Annotated in this window: 23 protein-coding genes; 8 read left to right on the top strand and 15 right to left on the bottom strand. The window is 27.3% G+C overall.

The features are described from left to right. Nucleotides 1-7 precede the first annotated feature (7 nt). From NON08_RS00115 to NON08_RS00075, 9 genes are all read right to left on the bottom strand, one after another. Entirely contained in the window at nucleotides 8-595 is a 588-nt protein-coding gene (locus NON08_RS00115; RefSeq protein WP_256689513.1) for a hypothetical protein, read from the bottom strand. A 5-nt stretch (nucleotides 596-600) separates the two neighbouring features. Further along, complete coding sequence (locus NON08_RS00110) at nucleotides 601-1,143, bottom strand: hypothetical protein (RefSeq protein ID WP_256689512.1); 543 nt, start codon at nucleotides 1,141-1,143, stop codon at nucleotides 601-603. Next, the gene (locus tag NON08_RS00105) at nucleotides 1,140-3,758 is read right to left on the bottom strand and encodes a hypothetical protein (protein ID WP_256689511.1); all 2,619 of its coding nucleotides are present in this window, start codon (nucleotides 3,756-3,758) and stop codon (nucleotides 1,140-1,142) included. The genes NON08_RS00110 and NON08_RS00105 overlap by 4 nt, the downstream gene beginning before the upstream one ends. A 41-nt stretch (nucleotides 3,759-3,799) precedes the next feature. Beyond that, the gene (locus NON08_RS00100; protein WP_256689510.1) at nucleotides 3,800-4,519 is read right to left on the bottom strand and encodes a hypothetical protein; all 720 of its coding nucleotides are present in this window, start codon (nucleotides 4,517-4,519) and stop codon (nucleotides 3,800-3,802) included. 79 nt (nucleotides 4,520-4,598) lie between these two features. Next, nucleotides 4,599-5,120, bottom strand: coding sequence for a hypothetical protein (locus tag NON08_RS00095; protein ID WP_256689509.1), 522 nt, complete (start codon nucleotides 5,118-5,120; stop codon nucleotides 4,599-4,601). Nucleotides 5,121-5,310: 190 nt separating this feature from the next. Continuing rightward, nucleotides 5,311-5,847 carry a hypothetical protein gene (locus NON08_RS00090; protein WP_256689508.1) on the bottom strand — a complete coding sequence of 179 codons (537 nt, stop codon included), beginning with the start codon at nucleotides 5,845-5,847 and terminating at the stop codon, nucleotides 5,311-5,313. 78 nt (nucleotides 5,848-5,925) lie between these two features. Further along, nucleotides 5,926-6,642: a hypothetical protein gene (locus tag NON08_RS00085; protein WP_256689507.1), complete on the bottom strand. Its 717-nt coding sequence runs from the start codon at nucleotides 6,640-6,642 to the stop codon at nucleotides 5,926-5,928. A 365-nt stretch (nucleotides 6,643-7,007) separates the two neighbouring features. Next, nucleotides 7,008-7,163: a hypothetical protein gene (locus NON08_RS00080; protein WP_256689506.1), complete on the bottom strand. Its 156-nt coding sequence runs from the start codon at nucleotides 7,161-7,163 to the stop codon at nucleotides 7,008-7,010. 4 nt (nucleotides 7,164-7,167) lie between these two features. Continuing rightward, complete coding sequence (locus NON08_RS00075) at nucleotides 7,168-7,479, bottom strand: hypothetical protein (RefSeq protein WP_256689505.1); 312 nt, start codon at nucleotides 7,477-7,479, stop codon at nucleotides 7,168-7,170. 215 nt (nucleotides 7,480-7,694) lie between these two features. Between NON08_RS00075 and NON08_RS00070 the strand changes: the two genes are divergently transcribed. The 5 genes from NON08_RS00070 (at nucleotide 7,695) to NON08_RS00050 (ending at nucleotide 11,398) form a co-directional block, all read left to right on the top strand. Further along, entirely contained in the window at nucleotides 7,695-7,889 is a 195-nt protein-coding gene (locus NON08_RS00070; RefSeq protein ID WP_256689504.1) for a helix-turn-helix domain-containing protein, read from the top strand. A gap of 2 nt (nucleotides 7,890-7,891) precedes the next feature. Then, on the top strand, nucleotides 7,892-8,206 hold the full coding sequence (locus tag NON08_RS00065; protein WP_256689503.1) for a hypothetical protein: 315 nt from the start codon (nucleotides 7,892-7,894) through the stop codon (nucleotides 8,204-8,206). Further along, nucleotides 8,203-9,132: a hypothetical protein gene (locus NON08_RS00060; protein WP_256689502.1), complete on the top strand. Its 930-nt coding sequence runs from the start codon at nucleotides 8,203-8,205 to the stop codon at nucleotides 9,130-9,132. Before NON08_RS00065 ends, NON08_RS00060 begins: the two co-directional genes overlap by 4 nt. Nucleotides 9,133-9,311: 179 nt before the next feature. Beyond that, nucleotides 9,312-10,706, top strand: coding sequence for an AAA family ATPase (locus NON08_RS00055; protein ID WP_256689501.1), 1,395 nt, complete (start codon nucleotides 9,312-9,314; stop codon nucleotides 10,704-10,706). Next, on the top strand, nucleotides 10,706-11,398 hold the full coding sequence (locus NON08_RS00050) for a hypothetical protein (protein WP_256689500.1): 693 nt from the start codon (nucleotides 10,706-10,708) through the stop codon (nucleotides 11,396-11,398). Before NON08_RS00055 ends, NON08_RS00050 begins: the two co-directional genes overlap by 1 nt. 112 nt (nucleotides 11,399-11,510) lie before the next feature. Here the strand turns inward: NON08_RS00050 and NON08_RS00045 are convergent, their stop codons facing one another. Then, nucleotides 11,511-12,893, bottom strand: a complete 1,383-nt coding sequence (locus NON08_RS00045; protein ID WP_256689499.1) for a hypothetical protein — start codon at nucleotides 12,891-12,893, stop codon at nucleotides 11,511-11,513. A gap of 244 nt (nucleotides 12,894-13,137) precedes the next feature. Between NON08_RS00045 and NON08_RS00040 the strand changes: the two genes are divergently transcribed. Both NON08_RS00040 and NON08_RS00035 read left to right on the top strand, forming a co-directional pair. Then, nucleotides 13,138-13,974, top strand: coding sequence for a mechanosensitive ion channel family protein (locus NON08_RS00040; protein WP_256689498.1), 837 nt, complete (start codon nucleotides 13,138-13,140; stop codon nucleotides 13,972-13,974). A gap of 134 nt (nucleotides 13,975-14,108) precedes the next feature. Then, complete coding sequence (locus tag NON08_RS00035; RefSeq protein ID WP_256689497.1) at nucleotides 14,109-14,705, top strand: sigma-70 family RNA polymerase sigma factor; 597 nt, start codon at nucleotides 14,109-14,111, stop codon at nucleotides 14,703-14,705. A 52-nt stretch (nucleotides 14,706-14,757) separates the two neighbouring features. Here NON08_RS00035 and NON08_RS00030 read toward each other — a convergent pair whose 3' ends face one another. Both NON08_RS00030 and NON08_RS00025 read right to left on the bottom strand, forming a co-directional pair. After that, nucleotides 14,758-15,453 (bottom strand): hypothetical protein, encoded by a 696-nt coding sequence (locus NON08_RS00030; protein ID WP_256689496.1) that lies wholly within the window; start codon nucleotides 15,451-15,453, stop codon nucleotides 14,758-14,760. Nucleotides 15,454-15,737: 284 nt separating this feature from the next. Beyond that, complete coding sequence (locus tag NON08_RS00025) at nucleotides 15,738-16,880, bottom strand: cyclically-permuted mutarotase family protein (RefSeq protein WP_256689495.1); 1,143 nt, start codon at nucleotides 16,878-16,880, stop codon at nucleotides 15,738-15,740. Between the two features lie 146 nt (nucleotides 16,881-17,026). Between NON08_RS00025 and NON08_RS00020 the strand changes: the two genes are divergently transcribed. Then, nucleotides 17,027-17,833: a hypothetical protein gene (locus NON08_RS00020; protein ID WP_256689494.1), complete on the top strand. Its 807-nt coding sequence runs from the start codon at nucleotides 17,027-17,029 to the stop codon at nucleotides 17,831-17,833. Nucleotides 17,834-17,863: 30 nt separating this feature from the next. On the opposite strand, the gene NON08_RS00015 is transcribed toward NON08_RS00020, so the two are convergent. From NON08_RS00015 to NON08_RS00005, 3 genes are all read right to left on the bottom strand, one after another. Beyond that, nucleotides 17,864-18,496, bottom strand: coding sequence for a hypothetical protein (locus NON08_RS00015; RefSeq protein ID WP_256689493.1), 633 nt, complete (start codon nucleotides 18,494-18,496; stop codon nucleotides 17,864-17,866). Nucleotides 18,497-18,553: 57 nt separating this feature from the next. Then, nucleotides 18,554-19,000 carry a helix-turn-helix domain-containing protein gene (locus NON08_RS00010; protein ID WP_256689492.1) on the bottom strand — a complete coding sequence of 149 codons (447 nt, stop codon included), beginning with the start codon at nucleotides 18,998-19,000 and terminating at the stop codon, nucleotides 18,554-18,556. A 21-nt stretch (nucleotides 19,001-19,021) separates the two neighbouring features. Beyond that, a partial coding sequence (locus NON08_RS00005; protein ID WP_256689491.1) for a hypothetical protein occupies nucleotides 19,022-20,419 on the bottom strand: 1,398 nt, incomplete at its 5' end.

The raw sequence follows: 20,419 nt of genomic DNA, 5'->3' as shown, positions 1-20,419 counted from the left end.
TATCCCCCTATTCTTTATGATTTAAAGGAAGTGTTACTGGTCTATGTATCTCTTCATGTGGAAAAGATGGAAGAATTGTAGGTTTGTTAATTTCATCTTCGTGTGGAAAAATAGGTAAAATCATAGGTGTGTCAGCAGGTGCAAGTTCTGGAAGTGTTACAGGGAAGTTATCCTTTCTTCTATAAACAGAGAAGTTAACAGGAAAGCTTCCACTATATTCCCCTTCGATTGTTTCTATATTTTCACCCTTATCTAATTCTCTTTTATCTAAAATAGCATAAAAAATTATAGGAACCCTTTCCCTTTCTAGGATAATCTCATTCTCTTTTACTTCCATGCCTATTTTTTTTACCTTTATCCATTTTTTTCTATTGGTCATTAAAAGATAATCAGGATATTTAAATACAACTCTTTTTCCAATGTCTTCCTCTTTATTGTCTGTATAAACTTCTATTTGAGATGTTGCTAGAACTTGATTTGGTCCAATCTCTGTACTATTGATATCTCTAAATTTAAGAGGTTCAACAATTCTAACTTTAATCTCTGCAAAGGATATTGTTGATAGTATGGAAACTAAAAATAATATTTTTTTCATAACTATTAAATCTCCTCCTTAAGTTCTACTGTAATATAAACTCTTTTTTTATGAACACCCTCTTTAGATATATTTGTTCCGTCTATAACTAAGTAATTATCTTTTACAACTTTTTCATTTATATAAGTTGGAGAATAAATCTTTGTATCAATAACCCCATCGCTATCAATATCTATCTCTGTTTCACTGTAGTTAAGTTTATAAAAATCTTTTTTATCAGGAGCTTTATTCATCTCTAATTCAAAAGGAACTGTAACTTTAGCATTATCTATAACTAAAGCCTTTATTTCAACATCAGTTATAATTTCTAATGGAACCAGAACATTAACCTTTGTTTCTAAATGAAATGTAGAGATTTTTTCTAACTGCCATTCAGTTATATTTTCTTCTTCATCAACAGTTGTGTCTGTTGTTGGTGTAGCAGGAATCATTGGAATCATTGGAATACTTACAGAAGGAGGAGTTTCTGTAGTAGTATTTTGGTCATTTGAATATGATAATTTTCCAAGTATTATGGAAAAACATATTAGTGCTATAATTTTTTTCATATTTTCTCCTCCTTTTTATTTTTAACAAGACTAAATTGACCATTTTTATATTGAACAAGATAGTTATTATCCTCCTTATAACTTAACTGGATATTTTCAGCAACTCCATTTATTGTATAATCAGTTCCTGTATAAAGAATTTCTAAAGTATATTTTTCGCTGAAAAGTCCATTTATTTCAAAAGAACCATCTAATTCAGGATTTATATACTCAACAAGTTTTCCTTTTGAGTTTATTATTTTTATAAGTGTATTTTCTAAGATGCCTTCTTTTTCACTAGAAGATAACTTTAGAGAGTTATCAAATAAAAGAATTCCTGTAAGGTTTAACATAGGTTTTATCGGAAGCTCAGCTTCAATTGTTCCAACTTGTCTACCTAAAACTTTAAGTTTAGTATCCCCCATTGTATAGTTAGGTTTTCTAATTGTTGGTTTTAAATCATATGTCACATCATTAGGAAGTCCATGGAACCAAGCTACACCATTTTCATCTGTAATAATCTCTTGCTCTCTTAGTTTAACGGCGACATTATCTACAACTTTTTCATGTTTTTCTCTAACTCCATTATTATTTTCATCTAAATATGTCGTTATTTTAACCCTTGAACTATCAATAGTTTCAATTGGATTAGAAAGATTTCTTAAGTCAAAAACTTTATCGACACCAACTGAATATATTTGACAACTTTCGCTAACATGGATATCTGTTTTAAACCAACTATCATAATCTAAGCTAATACTAAATGTAAATTTCTCTTTTTCTTTATCACTATAGGAAAATTCAACCGTATAATCTAAAATATCAAACATATTTTTATTACTTACAGCTAAAGTAGTTTCAAAATCCCGACCATCTTCATTCCAAGTATTTCTAAGTTGTACATTGTAATTTTTTAAACCGTTATAATAAAGATTTAAGCCATAAGTATCCTTACTATTTAAAGATTTTTGATAGTCTAAACTAACTAAAAGCTCTTTAAAAGTTTTACTTGCGTTAAACCCAATTGATTCATAATTATCTCTATCCCCTTCATAATACTTAGTTTTTTCCCAATTGTAATTTATTTGAAAGTTGCTTCCAAATGGACTATAAATAATTGAATAATCTTCAGATTTTTTTTCTTCAAAATATTTTCCGAAATGTTGTTGAGATATAATGAATCTAAAATCTTTAATATCGACTTGTCCTGTATAATCATAACCGTATCTATCTTTAGTGCTATAATTTTCAGTATTTTTATAACTACTAAGAGCTTTGTCTCCTCCTAGAACTAAAGTATAAGGAAATGAGAAAGCAGTATTAGAATAAACAGCCTCTCCTCTAATTGTATCCAAATATCCTATTTTATTATCGTCTGTTTCTACAGTTCTAGAGTAATTGAAACCACCAGTGAAGTTTTCTGTAATACCGTAGTATATATTTGCATTTGTTTCTAATTTACTGTATTCATGATTTTCTCTAACACTTATATCATACTCAATTTCCCCTTTTTTCTGTTGATTATAATCACTTGTAGTATTGATATCAATGTTATAAATTTTCCCATCTGGTGTATAAACTCTTAACACATATTGTCTATCCTCCTGAATTTCAGGGTTATCAAATTCAACAATGCCATTATCAGCCTCTTTTACATCTATAGGAAAGCCTAAATAAAGAAGCTCTACTTTACTTCCAATAGGGACATTTTCTCTAATTACAAAGTTTTTTCCAATTCTGAAGAAACCTCGTTCTTTTCTAAATGTCATTTCCCATTCTCTAGAATTATCACCTGATCTATTATTTCTAATTTCAAGAGAGTGTTGCTTCCAAATATCAGGATAATATAAAGAAGTGTCATTTAATTCATTATTTCTAAAATCATAGTTAACTGTGAACTCTCCATAAAGAAGTCCACCTTGATATTCAACTGTTCCAATCCAATCAGTATTAAACTTTTTATCTCCATTAGTTTTTTCAGTATATCCTTCGATATTAAGTCCAACATTTCCTAGATCAAAGAGGGAACGTTTGCTTCCAAAAATAATTTCACCGGCATTTTGAGAATCTATTACACCATCTTGTACATTTCTAAGGTACATTTTTATCTCTTGAGGAGTTTCAAAAGATAAATCCATAGCAACTTTGTACTCTTCAGAGTCAATGATATAATTTTTTAGGAAAACTTCTTTAAATAGATTGTCTTCTAGGTAAAAATCATTATTTTCAACTATTAAATTATCTTCTATAGAGTTTAGAGAATCAATTCCTTTTATAGTATTGTTATTACTATTTATAGTTATTTCTCTAAGATCAACTCCTAATTTGAAAGTTAAAATGCCACTTAAGACACTATAGTTTGTAAAGCCGATACTATTAAAAAGAGATATAATAGAAAAAAATGTTTTACCATCTCTCTGAAGTATTGGATAAATATTACTAACTTTTAGGTCGTTAACTTTTAAAGAATACAACATCTCTCCTTCGCTTGTACCAAGTAGCTCATTTTTAAAAATTTCATAGTCTTCTTGAGAAATGTAGTTTAACTCCTTTAATTTATTTAGCTCTTCCAATGTGTATTCTGCTGAAAAAATACTAACTGAAAGTAAAAAAAAAGTCAGAATTTTCTTAAACATTTGAACGATACACCTCCATTTTTAAATTAACTAGAGTAAACTTATAAAGAGATTTCAGAAAGAATATGACCGCTATCTTCATCTTTCAAAATAAGTTTATTAAAATTTTTAGGTAGTTTTTGATCTTTAATGTTGTGAGAAAGTTTTGAGATATTAATACTTTCACCCTTGTTAAGTTTTAAATTTCCAAGTTTATAGTTATATTTATTTTTTCCATTAGATAGGATTAGAGCTACTCTTCCTCTTCTATCACCACTATTTTTAATAGTTCCTTTAACAGAGAGAGTATTTTCTTGAATATTGTAAGAAAAGTTATCAATTTTATATATTGGTTTTAAATTTCCTACATATCCAACAATATCCATTTTTAAATGAGTTAATAATTGTATGTTGTTTTGAGATACTTTTTTTTCTAAATTAGGTAATATATTTTCTTTTATTTCAACTGTAGCTAAATATTCTCCTTTAGGAGTATTTTTAGGCGCTTTTATATACATTTTAATTTTTTCACTTTTACCAGGTTTAACTGTTATATTTTTAGGATAAAACTCAACCCAATTCTTCATGCTATTTGTTTGAAATCTATCGTCACTTAGTGAGATATTGTATCTGAGTGCCTTGTTTGTTTTGTTGTACAGTGTAAACTCTTGACCACTTCCTTTCCCATCAATTGCTTTGTCAAAAGAAACCGGATATATATTTACATACGCGGCTAAATTTAAAGCAATGGAAAAAAAGATTAAACAAATATTTTTTAACATAAAAAAATCCCCCCTTGTTTTAATTTCCTTAAAAAAAAGGAGAACAGAACTTTCGTTCTCCTTAAATTTAAAGAAACTATTACGGAGTAACTTTAACTTCAACTGTTTGAACTCTACTATAAATTCCAACTGCTTTATCTGCAGCAAGAGTAGGTATCATAGATTCTATATCAAAATTAGCAATGTTACTAACTGCTACAGGAGCTGAAGTAAATTTAAAAGTATGGGGAATTGAGTTAGCTCCTGAAGTTAAAGTTCCAGTAGATGTTCCTGTATTGTTTCCATCTAAAGTAACTGCAACTGTTCCTAACGAGGAATTACCTCCAGTAGAATTAGGTTTTCTAACTCTAAATTTTCTTAAAAGCGTTGGATTAGGAACTATTGTTGTTCCTTTAGTTACTGAACCATGATCAAAAGAAACTACTGATGAAACTACTCCCCAATTCCCGATACCATTTAGTTCTTCGATAACTAATTTATCTGTAGCATCTACTATAGCTAATCTTGCTTGTACTTGCATATCTGCAGAAGTTGCTGTTCCAGGGTTAGCAGCGAACGTAGCTGCTGATAAAGCTAATAAACCAAATAATAGTTTTTTCATATTGTTACCTCCTAAATTTTTGTTATGTTTCTTATATACAAAAAGGTTCCCCTTTTTAAGAATATATCTAGTTACATATTGAAATTAGTTTTTAGAAAAATATCATTATTTTTTAAATCTATCTTTGATTCTAATTTGCTTAAAGAAAAGGAGAACAGAGTTGTAGTTCTCCTTAAATTTAAAGAAATTACTATGGCTTTAATTCAACTGTAACTGTTTGAACTCTGCTATAAACTCCAACTGCTTGAGTAGCAGAAAGAGTGTTAGGAATACTAGATTCAATATTAAACTTAGCAAGTTTGTCAGTAGATGCTACTGGAACAGTAACAGTTGGAGTAAATCTGAAAGTATGATTAATTTTATTAGGTCCTGACTCTAAGCTTCCATCAGATATACCTGTTTTATTTCCATCTAAAGCGATTTCAACTGTTCCTGTCAAGTTATCGACTCCAGTAGTATTAAGCTTTCTAACTCTAAAGCTTCTTTGAAGTGTTGGAATAGGAGTTGTTGTTGAGCCTTTGGCTACTGTACCATGATCAAAAGAAACTATTGCTGAAACTACTCGCCAAGTTCCTGCGCCAGTAAGTTCTTCTATAACTAACTTATCTGTGGCATCTACTATAGCTAGTGTTGCTTGTATTTGCATATCTGCGGAAGTTGCTGTTCCAGGGTTAGCAGCGAATGTAGCTGCTGATAATGCTAATAAACCGAATAATAGTTTTTTCATTTTGTTACCTCCTAAGTTTTTCTTGTATTTTATATATCAAAAAGGTTCCCCTTCTTAATAACGTTTCTAGTTTGATACTTAAATTGGTTTTTTAAGAATAATGTCACTATTTTCTAAATTTCGTATTGTTATTCCTGTAATATCAGATTTTTTAACGTTCGGCTCTAGTGTAACAGAAAATTGTTTTTCTCCATTTACTGGAACTCTGATCTCAGAATAATTCAAAGAATTTTCACCACTAATCACGTTGACAGCACAGTATATCCCTCTTTTAGGTGTTTTATTAACAATAGTTCCGCTAATAACAGTTTTACCATTAGCATTAGTTGAAACAACAGGGTTGATAAAATCAATATCAGGATTTAAATCTCCTGCATATCCAATAAAGTTTAGTCTAAAATCAAAATTTAATTTTGCAGCAGATGCTATTTTATCAGTTTCTCCAGGTAGTTTAGGCAAATCCATAGTTTTTAAACTTAAAGTATAATCATACTCTCCATCAGATATCTCTTTAGGAGTTTGGACAAATATTTTAAATATACCATTTCTTCCAGGTTTTATTGTTAAAATTTTAGGAGAAACCTCAGTCCATTTACTCATATCTCTATCTTTTTTACTCCCAGGAAATATAGTTAGCTTGTATCTAAGAGTTGAATTTGTATTATTAGAAACAATAAATTCTCTATAACCACCTGAACCATCAATTCTTTGTTCAAACATAGTTGGTTGTATTTCTAAAGCAAAGATAAAGTTGCTTATCAAAAAGAATATTGATATTAATTTTTTTAAACTCATTTATTCATCCCCTCTCATACAATCATTTTTAAGGTCTAAAATATCTTGATATTTTGGACTGTTAACTTAAATTTTTTTATTTTAAATATTTCACAAAAGTTTTATACCGAAAACTTTATCTCTTCCTTTTTTGAAAGAATTTTTTTTATTTTAAATATTTCACAAAAGTTTTATACCGAAAACTTTATCTCTTCCTTTTTTGAAATTTTTTTATTCATAAATATTATATCATATTTTTTAAAAAAAGAATATCATTGTTTCTTAATATGATTAAATTATATCGTTTTATGCTTTACTTAGAAGCTGAAACTTTTATTTTTTATAATTTCATAACAAAACCCCTAGAGTTTTCTAGGGGTTTTCTACTAATTGATATTTATCTGTGAGTGAGAAGTGACTTGGGGGATAGCCATCTTTTCAACTTTCACGCCTATATTTCTTAAAACGAGGGTATTATTTCCTGTTACTAAAACTCCTACTAAAGTTAGTACAGTATAAACTATTTTTAACATTTTCATCATAGGCCTACGCCTCTGGAGCATTATCCACAAAATATCTAAAAGCCATAAGTTCTGCCTTTTCAACTAAGATTCTATCTATTGAGTTCTGTCCTGCTTTTATCTCTTTTTCTATCTGCTCTTTCCACTCTGTAAATGAAAGATATGGGCTTCCTGCTGGCAATGGTTCTCCATCTGTTTGTAACTTTTCAATATAAGAAAGTGTTGCTCTATCATCTGCTAACTCTTTCTGGTAAGCGTTCTCTCTTTCAATACTCTTTTCCGTTTTTATAATTACTGCTTCTAATGTTGCTTTTGCTCCTCCTACTGTCATACTCATATACTACCTCCTTCATTTTTTATTTTCTATTTTTTCATTTCTATCTCGAGATAGTTTAATCATATCACAATTAAAAAATTTGAGAATAGATTTTGTCCTCTCTAGAATTATTTATTTTTTTGTCCTCTCTAGAAAAAATTTTTCGTTTTTTTCTTGACATGTGTTTTATAATAGTATATTTTATACGTATCCAAATAAGACAAGGGAGGGATTTTATGTTTTTAATTGAAAAATTATATCTTTTAAAGGGTGCAAATTCAACATTGGATGTTGCAAAATTTTTAAATCGTTCACCTAGAACGATTAGACGTTACAAAGTTGCTGGTTTTTTAGAATCTAATGGTCCTAAAAATAGACTTTTGTTTTCTAAAAAAAGTATTGAGGCATTTATTATAGCTAGGGGGTTATAATTATGATGAAAAAATCTGATATTTTTATAGGAACTTTGAAAAAAGATCTAGCTTTATTTAAAAATATGAGTGATTCACAGCTTGAAAACTATATCTTCAACTTTTTAAAAACACTACATGGGGACTATGATTTTAAAACATCTTTTTGCAATACAACTCTAATTCACTCACAATATGTGGAAGAGGCTATTTTAAACAACAACATCCCCTTTGAAAATTACAACGACAACGATAAATATATAGTTTTATCTACAAAAGATTTTTCTAAAATTGTTATAAACTCTTATAAAAGAAAACTTAGAAGTGGTAAAATATGACTAGTTTTATTTTAAAAAGAAGCCTTTCTTCTAACTTCACACAAGTTTCAAATGGATTTATACAAGATAATAAAATATCTATCTTAGCTCGTGGTCTTGGTGTATTTTTACTTTCTAAACCTAACAACTGGGTTATAAATCAAGAAAACATCTCTAAAGAACTTGAAATTGGAAGAGACAAATTAAAAAAAATATTCAATGAACTTATTATTCACGGATATATGCACAAATGTCGTCACACTACTTTTGCTAAAAAAAATGAACAATCAGTATTTTATTATATCTCCGACTCTAAAGAGTATCTCTATGAGGAGATTATCTCTCGAGATATAAAATCTAATCTCACTACTTATGAACAAAACACTTTAATACCACTTACTAAAAATCCGTTACCGGAAAACTCTTTCACTAAAAATCCTGCTGACAATATAGATATTAATATTAATTATTTATCTTCTAAAAATAAAGAAAATATAAAAAAAGAGAATAATAATAAATATGACTCTCTATTTTTAGATTACTTAAATTTCCACTTAGATGAGATCACTAAAAACAACGTTCTTAAAATAGCTCCTAAAATATCCTTAGAGGAGTTTAAAACTATCTTTGAAAAGTGTCAAGTTGAATATAAACTGGGATACTCTAAAAATATAAACTCCACTTTAATTCTAGCTTTAAAAAAAGAGTGGCGATTTCAAAGTGATCGTAAAATCTCTGATCAACTTGAAAAAGATAGAAAAACTTTAAAGATAAATGTGAGATATTTTAAAGAGCTTTACTTAGAAACTAGAGAAACTCATGATGAAATTGTAAGTAGATTTAGAGTAGCTTGCTCTAAATGTGTAAAAGAACTTATTGATGAATACGAAGCTATTTTAAGAGAGGAACTCTCTTCACTAAATGAGACTTCTTCAAATTTTATGTAAACTCTAAAAAATTAGATAACTTAAAGATTTACACAAATACTTAATTAAATCCTAGAAAGTGCTATTTAAAAGAGAAAGTAAAATTTCTCTTTTTTAGTTTGCAATTTTTTAAAAAAAAGCTTAAAATAGAAAAAAGAATATTTTATTCCAAATTTCATTTTTAAGAAAGGAAGTGTAGTATGAAATCAGTTACTAGATTAAAATCTATAAGCATAAAAAATATAAAAAATGTAAAAAATGGATCTATTGAATTGCCTCAATCGATAGATGAAAGTGGATATGTTAAACAATCCGATATAATAGGTATTTATGGACAAAATGGTTCTGGAAAGACAGCAGTGGTTGAATCTTTAAATATACTAAAAATTTTGATTTCAGGAGAAAAGTTACCTAAAGATACAATAAACTTAATATCAGCAGATGCTGGAAGTGCAAACTTAGAATATAAGTTTTATGCATTTATTAAAGATAAATTAAGCTCAATAAAATATAAAGTTACTTTAGAAAAATCAACTGTAAAAGATGATGATAGTGATGTATTAAAACATGATTTTAGAGTAATAGATGAAGAGATTTATTCTTTAGATTTACCTAGAGAAAAAGGTAAAAGATACAAAGTATTAGGAGCTTTTTTCAGTACAAAGGAAATTTCACCTAAAAATTTAAAAGATTATCTTATTTCTGATGAAGATGCAAGAGTAGAATTTAGAGTTCTAGAAAGTAGATTACAAAGTGAAAGAAGGAGTTTAATTTTCTCAAAAGTTTTTTTAGATAAACTACCAAAAGATAATTTTAAAGAATTAACTGATGTTTTAGAAGCAATGAGATATTATGGAGCTATGAATTTAACTGTTGTAGAAAATAGAGATTCAGGAGTTATTAATGCAAACTTTTTAATTCCATTAAGTTTTAGACATAGCAATAATGACAAAGTATCTCATGGAAAGATAGGACTCTATTTAAATCAACCTAATGAAGTTCAAGTAGATGAGTACAATCTCATTCAAAATGTTTTAGAGCAAATGAATATAGTTTTAAGTAAAATAATCCCTGGATTAACAGTTACTACTAAAGAACTTTCTAGGTCATTTAATGAAAAATCATCACAGATGGTAAAATTTCAATTGTTTTCTAAAAATGGAGATATAGAAATCCCATTAAGATATGAGTCTGATGGAATAAAAAAAATAATTTCAATACTAAGTTCATTTACTGTTGTTTATAATAATTCTGATTATTGTTTGGTAGTTGATGAGCTAGATGCTGGAATATTTGAGTATCTTTTAGGTGAAATATTGGAAATTGTTTCTAAGTATGGAAAAGGTCAGCTTATTTTCACTTCTCATAATTTAAGACCTTTAGAAGTACTTAATAAAGATAACTTAGTTTTTACAACAACTGATAAAGAAAATAATTATACAAAACTTTCAAATATAAAAGTTACAAACAATATCAGAAATGTATATATGAAAAATGTAATGCTCGGAAGTAGTGATAAAAAGGATGAGTTATATAATGAAACTGATAGCTATGAAATAAAAAAAGCTTTTAAAAAAGCCGGAAGTGATAAGTAATGGCTAGAAAAAAAGTTGTAATAGTAATAGTAGAGGGTATCAGTGATGAAATGGCTTTAGAAGGTAGTTTAAGAAATTTATACAAGAGTAAAGAGGTCAGATTTAAAGTTGTTAGAAGCGATATAACAAGTGATAGATATAGTAGCAATAATAATATAAAGGCAAAAGTTGCAGAACTTATAAAATCAGAGATGTCTAGGTCTTCTTTAGATAGAGAGGACATTTTAAAAGTTATACATATAGTAGATATGGATGGTGCATATATTAGCGAAGATGCAATAAAAAAATCGTCTAAAACACAAGACTTTAAATATACTGAAACTTATATACTAGCTCCACATATAGAAAAAGTAGTAGAACGTAATGAAAGAAAGTCTAAAAATTTAAACGTTCTATCTTGCCTTAATAAGATTAATGTTTCTTTAGACTATTCTCTTTATTATTTTTCATGTAATCAAGAGCATGTTCTTCATAATTTAATTGATGTTCCAGATAATCAAAAAAGAATTCTTGCAGAAAAGTTTAATGATCAGTATGAAGATAATTTTGATGAGTTCAAAGATTTTATTACAAGTGAAGAGTTTGCTGTAAAAGGTAGTTATTCAGAAACATGGGAATTTATAAAAAAAGATAATAACTCGTTAAAAAGATTTTCTAATATTCATCTTCTTTTAAAACCTGGACAAGATTGATAAAATTTCAACATTGTTTCCCTTATCCCTTTGTGATTAGTTTTTAAGAATAATTTTTCAATTTCGTAGTATAAAAAAGGAGTTTGTATTTTACAAACTCCTACTATAATATCTAGATAATATTTAGTTTAAATATGGCTTTTTTTAAAGAGATCTCCTCTATTTTTTCTAATATTTTTAAATAGCTAAATGTTGATATCTTTTGAACAACGCTCTCTTTCATATCCTCATCACTCACTACTAAATCATACTTTTTACAGCACTCTTCATAGTTTAATTGCAAATAAAAAATTGATTTTATATCCACCTTTATATGAGAGATCTGCTTTTTTAAATTAGCTATTAAGTATGTGTCATTTGGCAAAATAGTCTCATTAAAAAGTAACAATATTTTATTTATTTTTCTTTTATTACTTTCAATTAAAATCTTTTTTATTACATTTACAATAGTTATCTTGTCATAAAAATAGATATCTAAATCTATTTTTTTTAAAACTCTTCTTACTAAACTAAGTATTTTTTCATCCTCTACTGTAAGCTTATAAGAGCATACATTTAAAATCTTATTCTCATATTTAAAAATAGATATATCTATTTTTCTTCTTAAAAGTTGCTCAACTTCACTTTCAATAGTCTCTACTTTTAGCTCTTTTTTTAACTCTCTTGTAAAAAGCTTGGCTTTTTCTATAATTTTTTCTTCTAAAAAACTATGATTATTCTTTAGATTTATTAAAAATAAACTCAGCTGATTTTTATACTCTTTAGAGCACTCACTTAATTCCCTTTCCACTCTATTTTTTAAGATATCATCATCAATTTTTTGACAAAAACTAAACCCTCCAAATTTGTCTACACAAATTTTTAACACTAAAGAAAATGCCATTATAAGCTTCGTTATATGAATTTTTTCCAAAACAAATATATTATATAACCTGTGTAAAATATCATCTACTTTAAAATTTTTAAATAACTCTTTATAAACTACTGAAGAGGTTAAACAAAAATCTAATTTAACTATAACTTTAATAAGTTTTTTACAGAATATTCTTTTATCCTCTTCTGAAAGTTCTAACAACTTCATTCCTTTAGATACTTCAACTTTATAGATACTTTTATTTTCATTTAATATATTTTTTACATTGGTAAAATATCTACTTATAGTACTTCTTGATAATTGAAACTCACTTTTCTCTTGTTCTAAATTTATAAATCCTTTATAGATAAATTTTATATATAAATAATCAACTATATCCTCTGGACTCATAGACTCTTTGCTTCCTAAAAGAGCCCTCCATTTATCCTTTGTTAAATTTAAATAGTATCTCCCTTTTTTTAATTCTACTTTATTTAACCCCAAATCCTCTAGTTCAACATTAAGCTGAAGAATATTTTTACTTATAGATTTATCATCTATATCTAAATATAAAGCTAAATCACTTTGTGAAAATTTTCCACGATATAATAAATTTAAAATATTTATATTTGTACAATTCAAATTAATCACCCCCAACATGAATATACTAACAATACTTATAAAAAAAATAAATATGAAAAACTTGCAACATTTTAAGTGCAAAAAATTCCAGTTTCCTTTTTTTACTCTTTTTTTACTCTTTTGAAATTTCTTTACAATGGAAAAGTATTTAATTTCTATTTTAATAGTATAAATTTCCTTTGACTTATTCTTCAAAATCTTTTATAATTTATCTTGGAGTTTAATTTTTAGGAGGAATAATTTAATGGAACAAACATTATCAACTTTTATTAATGAGTTTACTGCTGCTCTTGCAAAATCAGCACCTATATTCATTAAAAAAATGATTTTTTTAGGAGTTTTATGGATCACTTATAGACCTGTTCAAGGTTTTGTTATGAAAGCTTTTAATAAGTTTTTATCACTAAAAAAACTTGACGAACTTTTAGTACATTTTTTACAGTCTTTTTTAAATATTTTAATAATTATATTTTATGCTTTAAATATAATTCAGATACTTGGCATTGAAATGACATCTATCTTAGCACTTCTTGGATCTATTGGTATCGGTATTGGACTTGCCTTAAAAGGAAGTTTATCTGACCTTGCTGGTGGTATGCAAATACTTGCTTCTAGATATTTTACTAAGGGAGACTATATTATAACTTGTAGCGTTGAAGGAACTGTTCAAAGAATAACTTTCCTTTACACTGTTTTACACACTGTAGATAACAAGTTTGTTGTTGTACCTAACGGTAAACTTTCTGGTGAAGTTATTGTTAATGCTGGGGCTAATGATGAAAGAAGAGTAGACTGTGTATTCTCTGTTTCATATGACACATCTATTGATAAAGTTAAAGAGCTTTTAACTGATATCGCTAAAAACCATGCTTTAATTCTTCAAGATAAAGATATCTTTGTAAGACTTAGCAAGCATAATTCAAGCTCACTTGATTTTACAATGAGAGTTTGGACTAAAAAAGAGACTTATTGGGATGTTTTCTTCGATCTACAAGAACTTGTTAAAAAGAGATTTGATCAAGAGGGAATTGAGATTCCATATAACAAACTTGATGTTTATTGCAAAACAACTGGCGAATAATTTTATATTAAAAAGCAGATTTTCATATCTGCTTTTTTTTTACTAAAAAAAATAAAAATTGATCTATTGCTTAAAAAAAGTACTTATGCTATACTTTTTCAAACAGTTGTTAAGCTTATTAAAGGAGGTAAAATATGATTGATAATCGTGTATTAACTCAAGCGCAACAAGGGAATGAAGAAGCTATTGAAAAAATTATTGAACAATATCATGCATTAGTTTACAAAAATACTAAATTTTTATTTTTAAAAGGTGCTGATCATCACGATCTGCTTCAAGAGGGATACATTGGTCTTTTTAAAGCTATAAAAAACTTTGATGAAACTAAAGATGCTTGTTTTTCAACCTTTGCTAGTCTTTGCATAAGAAGACATATAATCTCAACTATTAAAAAGCATAATGTTGATAAGCATCGAGTTTTAAATGACTCTATGGCCAGTCAAGGTTACTGTGAACATCAGGAAAAAACTAGTTATAAATCTTTAAACACTCCATTTTCTTCTCCTGAGAATATACTTTTAGGCAAAGAGTTAGCAGCTCTTCTGAAACTTTATATTACAGAAAATTTTTCTCAACTAGAAAAAAATGTTTTTCACTGGCTTTGTAAACAATATACATACATAGAGATTGCAAATATTTTAGATGAATCTCCTAAAAAGATAGACAATACTATACAAAGAATTCGTAGAAAGATACTTGAATACCTTAGTACTTATAGTGATAAAGAATAAAAAAGCACAAGAAATTACTCCTGTGCTTTTTTATAACTTTGTAATTTTATTTTTATCTTATAAGGTATTTTTTTCTATAGTCATCATATATATCTTTTAGGATTTTTATATCATCTTCATTGTATCCATAGTCTATAAAACTCTCTAAAACATTATAATTTAACTCATCCATATAAGATATAGATCTTTCACTTAAAACATTTACCACTTTTCTATATTTTGAATAGATCTTTGTTATTTTTTCCCCTTTTAAAAGGTTTGTTTTTAAATCCCAAGGCATAACCCCATCTAAGAAGTTATTATATCTTTTTATAATCTCTGCTCTTAATTTCACATCTACAACTAATTTTTCTATAACATAGTCATTTAAACATTGAACATATATTATTCCGCTCTCTTTTAAACTTTCTAGAGCATTAGAAAATCTAATTTCAGGTATGAATCTTTCTATTTTTATTAAATAGTTATTATCTAAAGTCTCTATTGATAATATTTTATCTATCTTTTCTAGCTCTTTTTTTAAGGCTTGATTTTCCTCGTGGTACTTTTTAAGTTCATCTCCCATTTTTTCCCAGTCATAAACATTTTTTCCAGCTTTCTCTTTAGAGATAAATAGATCATTTTTACATTTTAAAAAACCATCTTTTCTCACAATCTCTAGTGATAATCTTTTTATCTCATTCTCCATTATTCTTTTATCCTTTTCAGCTGCAATAACTTTTTTACTTTTAAAAAGCCCACCAATCATAATCTCCCCTCCCATTCATTTCGTTAATATCTTTCTACCATTCTCCGTTCTTTTTTCCTGTTTTTTGTTAATAAATATTTTTATTTTTTCAAAAAAAATGCAAAAAATAAATAAACAGGTACTGGGAATGTACCTGCTTATTTTAAATTAGAAAATTTTTTCATCAATTTGAGAGAAAATTGATGAGCATTAAAAGTTCAGTAATTGAATTATATCTTAAAACTCCCAGTTTGTCGAAGTTTTAAGCGGTTAACTTATGTTCATAATATGATCTTTTTTTATTATTATTTAACTAAAGTTCCTTGATATATTCGCTCACTTCTAACTCCTGGTTTAATCTCTCCATTTATTGAGAAAATTGTATCTCCAACTTTTACTAGTCCCTCTCCACAAGGAGCCATAAATGGAACTTGACCTATTGATTTCCAAGTGTTATTTTTTGCATCATATACTAACATATCCTTATTCCAGTTAAAATCTTGAGGATCTTTTGTGAAATAATCATGTCTATACTGCTCTAACTCTTTTCCTTTTAAAGAACCTAACTTAAGGTTTGCATCATCCCAAACCTCTTTATTAAATCCACCAATTACTAACATCTCATTGTTATTCAATTTTACAGAGCTAGCTCCTAAAAGAGAGATCTCTTTTCCTTTTACCTCTACATCTTTTGCTTTTACCCAAGTGTCTTTAGCAAAATTATATGCATATCCATCTGTAAAGGCAACTCCAGTTCCCCCTCCAAATACATATAAAAGGTCCTCTGTTCCATTATTTAAGATCTGTCCAACTGACTGACTTCTTTCTGTTCCCGGGAACATTTTTAAAGCTGTTGTTTTTCCAGTTGTTAAATTATATTTATAAAAATTCTTACTATTTTTATTATCCTGTTTTCCAGTTACAATGTAGATGTCATCTCCACGTAGTGCTGCTACTCCACTGTGATATTCAAATGGTAATTTTCCTATTGTTTTTACAACAACATCTGTTTTGTCAGCATTTAAAGTTATAAATAGTATCTCATTTGATACTCCAGTTTGATATGTTCCTCCAACATAGTAGATTCCCTTATCTGTTGAAATAGCTGTTCCATAACCTATCTCTTTTGGTAATTGAGTATGTTTAACTAACTCTAAACCACTTCCAACCTTTTTCATTAAATATAGATCTGAATACACTACCTTTGGTCCACCCTCTAATACTGATTTGTGTGGGAAGTTAGCTCCTCCTGCTACAACTACATAGTCACCTATGCTTCCTGCTAATGGTCCTGCTACACCTTTTTGTACTTCATACCCCTTTGGAACTGGTAGATCCTTTATATACTTCCAAGCTATATCTTGGTTTCCTCCAGTTTTAACTGTATTCCCCGTACATCCTGTTAGCATTAAAGTTGCCAACGATAACCCTAAAATAACTTTTTTCATAAAACCCCTCCTTGTTATTAGTTTCAATAACTTTATATACTTTATACTTTTTCTTTTGTCAAATTTTTTTCTTGGTTTTTTTAAAATTTTATATTATAATTTAGGATAGCATTTTAATATTGCTAATAAAATTTTAGGAGTGTTTCATGAATTATTTCTTACATAAAGATTTTCTAATCTCTGAGAAAAATAGAGTCAGAGTATATAAATATTTTCAAAGTATTAAAACTATTACCACAAAAGTTTTTATAAAAAATAAAGAGTATAAAGCTATTGTAGATGTTAACAGTTTCCTTCATCTTACAAATTTTGATTGCTTCAACTGCTTAACTAACTGCTGTGTACAGTTTCCATATGAGTTCAATAAAAAATCTAGAGATGTTATATCAAAAAATTTAAAAGAGTATGACAACTTAACAAAAGCTATTTCTATTTTAAAATATGAGGGACTTACAGAAAGTGAAATTCTAACATCTATAAAAAAAGATAAAATGCTTATTCCAGAGGAGCATGTAAATACAACTTTTGACAGATGTACCTGCTCTTGTGTTCATATTGACAGACACCTTTGTGCTATACATAAGATATGCATAGACAACGGTTTTTCTTTAGAGGAGATTATTGATACTAAGCCCCTTTGGTGCTCTATCTATCCACTTGAGATTATTCAAGAGGAGGATAGTCTATATATATTTGTTCCAACTAAGAAAAACAGTTATCTCGCTATGAATGATTCTGATTTCCCATGTATGGATATTGAAAAAGCTAAATCCCCTCACTTTAGAAGAGAAAATCCCATAGGTTTTGACTTAGATGAATATAAACCTTTTATTGTCTCATACTACTCTATTTTAAAGTATATTTTAGGTGACTCTTTTATAGAGGATCTTACAAAAGAGTTAAATTTAAATGATGACAAACTCCAAGAGTTCCAGTATATACAAAAAATTTAAAAGGGTTAGATTTCTCTAACCCTTTCCTTTTTATTCTACCCCTTCTATAAGAGGTTTTAACTTTAGTTTGTCATATTTTGTTATTGGAAAATTAAACTCTATAATCTTATCATCTATATTGTATTTAGAAAGATCTAAATCTTCAAAAGTTATAACAGCTTTAGGTGCACTCTCTTTTAAAAAATCCTCTAAATCAAATATAGGAACTAATTTATACATCCCTTCATTCTCTTTTAATCCAATATCTTCACATAGATCTATTATCATATTTTTATGTAAAAAATTATATACAACTGCAATCTCTTTTAACTTATCTATCTCTTTTTTTGTGTCATAATACACAATACTTAAAAAAATCATTGTTAAATTAGCTAAATCAAAACTATCTATATTGAAGTTTATTTTATAATCTCTAACTATTGTAATTAGCATTATTCTTTCTAAAACATCTCTGGTAATCTTTATCTCTCTTTTTAGATTCTTTGACATATATTGAACTAGATCTTCAGCTTCCCTTGCTTTTTCTGGATTTAGTTCTAAAAGATTTTGTTTATCTCTTCTCTTTGAAAACTCCATTATTGAGCTTATCTCAAAAGCACTATAGATAGAACTTTCTTTTAAATAATCTATCAATACCTTAAACTCTTCAAACTCTTCAAACATTTTATCAAATATCTTAGGCAGATATTTTTGTTCTATGAAAATCTTTATTAAATAAAGTTAAAAAAAATATCTTTTCTCTTTTTCTTCACCCTCTAAAATAATTCCATATCTTGTTTGATTTTTTATCTCTAGATTAAACTTTTCTAAAATCTCTTTTATCTCTACTAAATCATTTGTTAAAGTACGCCTTGTTACTCCGATCTCTTCACTTATTTGACTAAGATTTATTGTATCCATTTTTAAAAATTTTAAGATAACATACATCTGTCTCTCTTCTGGAGTAAAACTCTGTTTTCTTCTCATTTTTTCTATAATCTTAGGGTTTTTACTAATTTTATTATGAATGTTCTCTATAGACTCTTCCTCTAAAAGATACTCTAAATCTTTTATATGTCTTTTTACTTTGAACTCAGAGATATTTAATATCTCAGCTAACTCTCCAACTGAGTAGACATTTCTTCTTAAACAATACATTATTTTAAAGTGTATCGATGTCACATTCATAACTTTTCCCTCTTTCCCTAATTAAACTATTTTTATATTTTTAAGACCATTTTCCATAGCTCTTTTATCTATTTTTTCTAAAACTTTTAAATAACTAAAAGTTGTTAACTTTTCAACATTTTCATCTTGATACTTTTCATCACTAAGTATTAGATCATAATTATTAATACAATTTGAGTAATTAAATCTCAAATGGAAAGATGGCATTATATCTATATTTATATGTGGTATCTGCTTCTTTAAATTCTCTTTTAAGTAAAGGTCATTTGGTAAAATTATCTCATTAAAAAGTAGCAATATGTTATTTATATGTTTTTTATTGTTTTCTATTATAATCTTTTTAAGTATATTTAAAAGAACCATTTTATCATAAAAATATATTTTTAACTCAGTTTTTGTTAAACTTTCTTCAACTATTTTTAACAATCTCTTATCATCATTATTAAGTTTAGAAGAATATACTTTTAAAATGTTGTTTTCATATTTAAAAAGAGACATATAAAGCTTCTTCATTAAAAGCTCTTCAAATCCTTTTTCTATATAGTCAATATTTAACCTTTTTTTCAACTCTTTCATCAGTATCTTTGCTCGTTCTGCTGTTTCTTTTTCAAAAAAACTTTCTTTATTTTTTAAATTTAATAAAAATGAAAAAATCTGTTCTTTATATTTTTTAGAATACCCTTTTAGAATGAAATTAATCTCTTTTTCACTCTCTTTATACTCCTCTAAGTGATTATATTTTTTACCAATATTTTCAAATCCACCAAAAGTGTCTACACATATTTTTAATGCAAAAGAAAAAGCAATCATAAACTTTGTCGCTGGAACATCTATTTTTACAAAGACGTCATATATTTTCTCTAAAAATCCATCATTTTTAGAATCTTTAAAGAGTGAATAATAAACAGTCTCTGGAGTTATAATAAACTCACACTTTACGAATACTTTTATTAACTTTTTACAAAATAGATTCTTATCTAAAGTTGACAGCTCTATAAGTCTAAGTCCTTTTCCATTTTCATACCTATAGGTACTTTTATTTTTACCTAAGATATTTTTTACTACTAAAAAATATCTATTTATAGAGCTTCTAGATATTTGAAAATGATTTTTTTCAGACTCTAAATTTATAAAACCATTAAAAATAAACTTTAAATACAAATAATCTATAATATCATCTGAACTCATAAACTCTTTACTATTTAAAATAAAATTCCATTGATTTCTTTCTAAGTGCAGCTGATATTTTCCATCTATTAACTGGATTTCATTTAGCTTTAAATCCCCTAACTCTCTATTTAATTGAGATATATTTTTAACTAAAGTTTTACTATCTATCTCTAAGTACGTTGATAAATCTTTTGGATGAAAACTTCCTTGATACAAAAGATTTAGTATCCCCACATTTGTTGAATTCAA

This window comes from Cetobacterium sp. NK01, from assembly GCF_024506395.1.
GTDB classification, from domain to species: domain Bacteria; phylum Fusobacteriota; class Fusobacteriia; order Fusobacteriales; family Fusobacteriaceae; genus Cetobacterium_A; species Cetobacterium_A somerae_A.
This window is presented reverse-complemented; position numbering and strand designations above follow the sequence as displayed.

Excerpts from the sequence above, each read along its gene's own strand:
- NON08_RS00115 (WP_256689513.1), bottom strand. The coding sequence starts at position 595 with ATGAAAAAAATATTATTTTTAGTTTCCATACTATCAACAATATCCTTT.
- NON08_RS00110 (WP_256689512.1), bottom strand. The coding sequence starts at position 1,143 with ATGAAAAAAATTATAGCACTAATATGTTTTTCCATAATACTTGGAAAA.
- NON08_RS00105 (WP_256689511.1), bottom strand. The coding sequence starts at position 3,758 with ATGTTTAAGAAAATTCTGACTTTTTTTTTACTTTCAGTTAGTATTTTT.
- NON08_RS00100 (WP_256689510.1), bottom strand. The coding sequence starts at position 4,519 with ATGTTAAAAAATATTTGTTTAATCTTTTTTTCCATTGCTTTAAATTTA.
- NON08_RS00095 (WP_256689509.1), bottom strand. The coding sequence starts at position 5,120 with ATGAAAAAACTATTATTTGGTTTATTAGCTTTATCAGCAGCTACGTTC.
- NON08_RS00090 (WP_256689508.1), bottom strand. The coding sequence starts at position 5,847 with ATGAAAAAACTATTATTCGGTTTATTAGCATTATCAGCAGCTACATTC.
- NON08_RS00085 (WP_256689507.1), bottom strand. The coding sequence starts at position 6,642 with ATGAGTTTAAAAAAATTAATATCAATATTCTTTTTGATAAGCAACTTT.
- NON08_RS00080 (WP_256689506.1), bottom strand. The coding sequence starts at position 7,163 with ATGATGAAAATGTTAAAAATAGTTTATACTGTACTAACTTTAGTAGGA.
- NON08_RS00075 (WP_256689505.1), bottom strand. The coding sequence starts at position 7,479 with ATGAGTATGACAGTAGGAGGAGCAAAAGCAACATTAGAAGCAGTAATT.
- NON08_RS00070 (WP_256689504.1), top strand. The coding sequence starts at position 7,695 with ATGTTTTTAATTGAAAAATTATATCTTTTAAAGGGTGCAAATTCAACA.
- NON08_RS00065 (WP_256689503.1), top strand. The coding sequence starts at position 7,892 with ATGATGAAAAAATCTGATATTTTTATAGGAACTTTGAAAAAAGATCTA.
- NON08_RS00060 (WP_256689502.1), top strand. The coding sequence starts at position 8,203 with ATGACTAGTTTTATTTTAAAAAGAAGCCTTTCTTCTAACTTCACACAA.
- NON08_RS00055 (WP_256689501.1), top strand. The coding sequence starts at position 9,312 with ATGAAATCAGTTACTAGATTAAAATCTATAAGCATAAAAAATATAAAA.
- NON08_RS00050 (WP_256689500.1), top strand. The coding sequence starts at position 10,706 with ATGGCTAGAAAAAAAGTTGTAATAGTAATAGTAGAGGGTATCAGTGAT.
- NON08_RS00040 (WP_256689498.1), top strand. The coding sequence starts at position 13,138 with ATGGAACAAACATTATCAACTTTTATTAATGAGTTTACTGCTGCTCTT.
- NON08_RS00035 (WP_256689497.1), top strand. The coding sequence starts at position 14,109 with ATGATTGATAATCGTGTATTAACTCAAGCGCAACAAGGGAATGAAGAA.
- NON08_RS00030 (WP_256689496.1), bottom strand. The coding sequence starts at position 15,453 with ATGATTGGTGGGCTTTTTAAAAGTAAAAAAGTTATTGCAGCTGAAAAG.
- NON08_RS00025 (WP_256689495.1), bottom strand. The coding sequence starts at position 16,880 with ATGAAAAAAGTTATTTTAGGGTTATCGTTGGCAACTTTAATGCTAACA.
- NON08_RS00020 (WP_256689494.1), top strand. The coding sequence starts at position 17,027 with ATGAATTATTTCTTACATAAAGATTTTCTAATCTCTGAGAAAAATAGA.
- NON08_RS00015 (WP_256689493.1), bottom strand. The coding sequence starts at position 18,496 with ATGTTTGAAGAGTTTGAAGAGTTTAAGGTATTGATAGATTATTTAAAA.
- NON08_RS00010 (WP_256689492.1), bottom strand. The coding sequence starts at position 19,000 with ATGAATGTGACATCGATACACTTTAAAATAATGTATTGTTTAAGAAGA.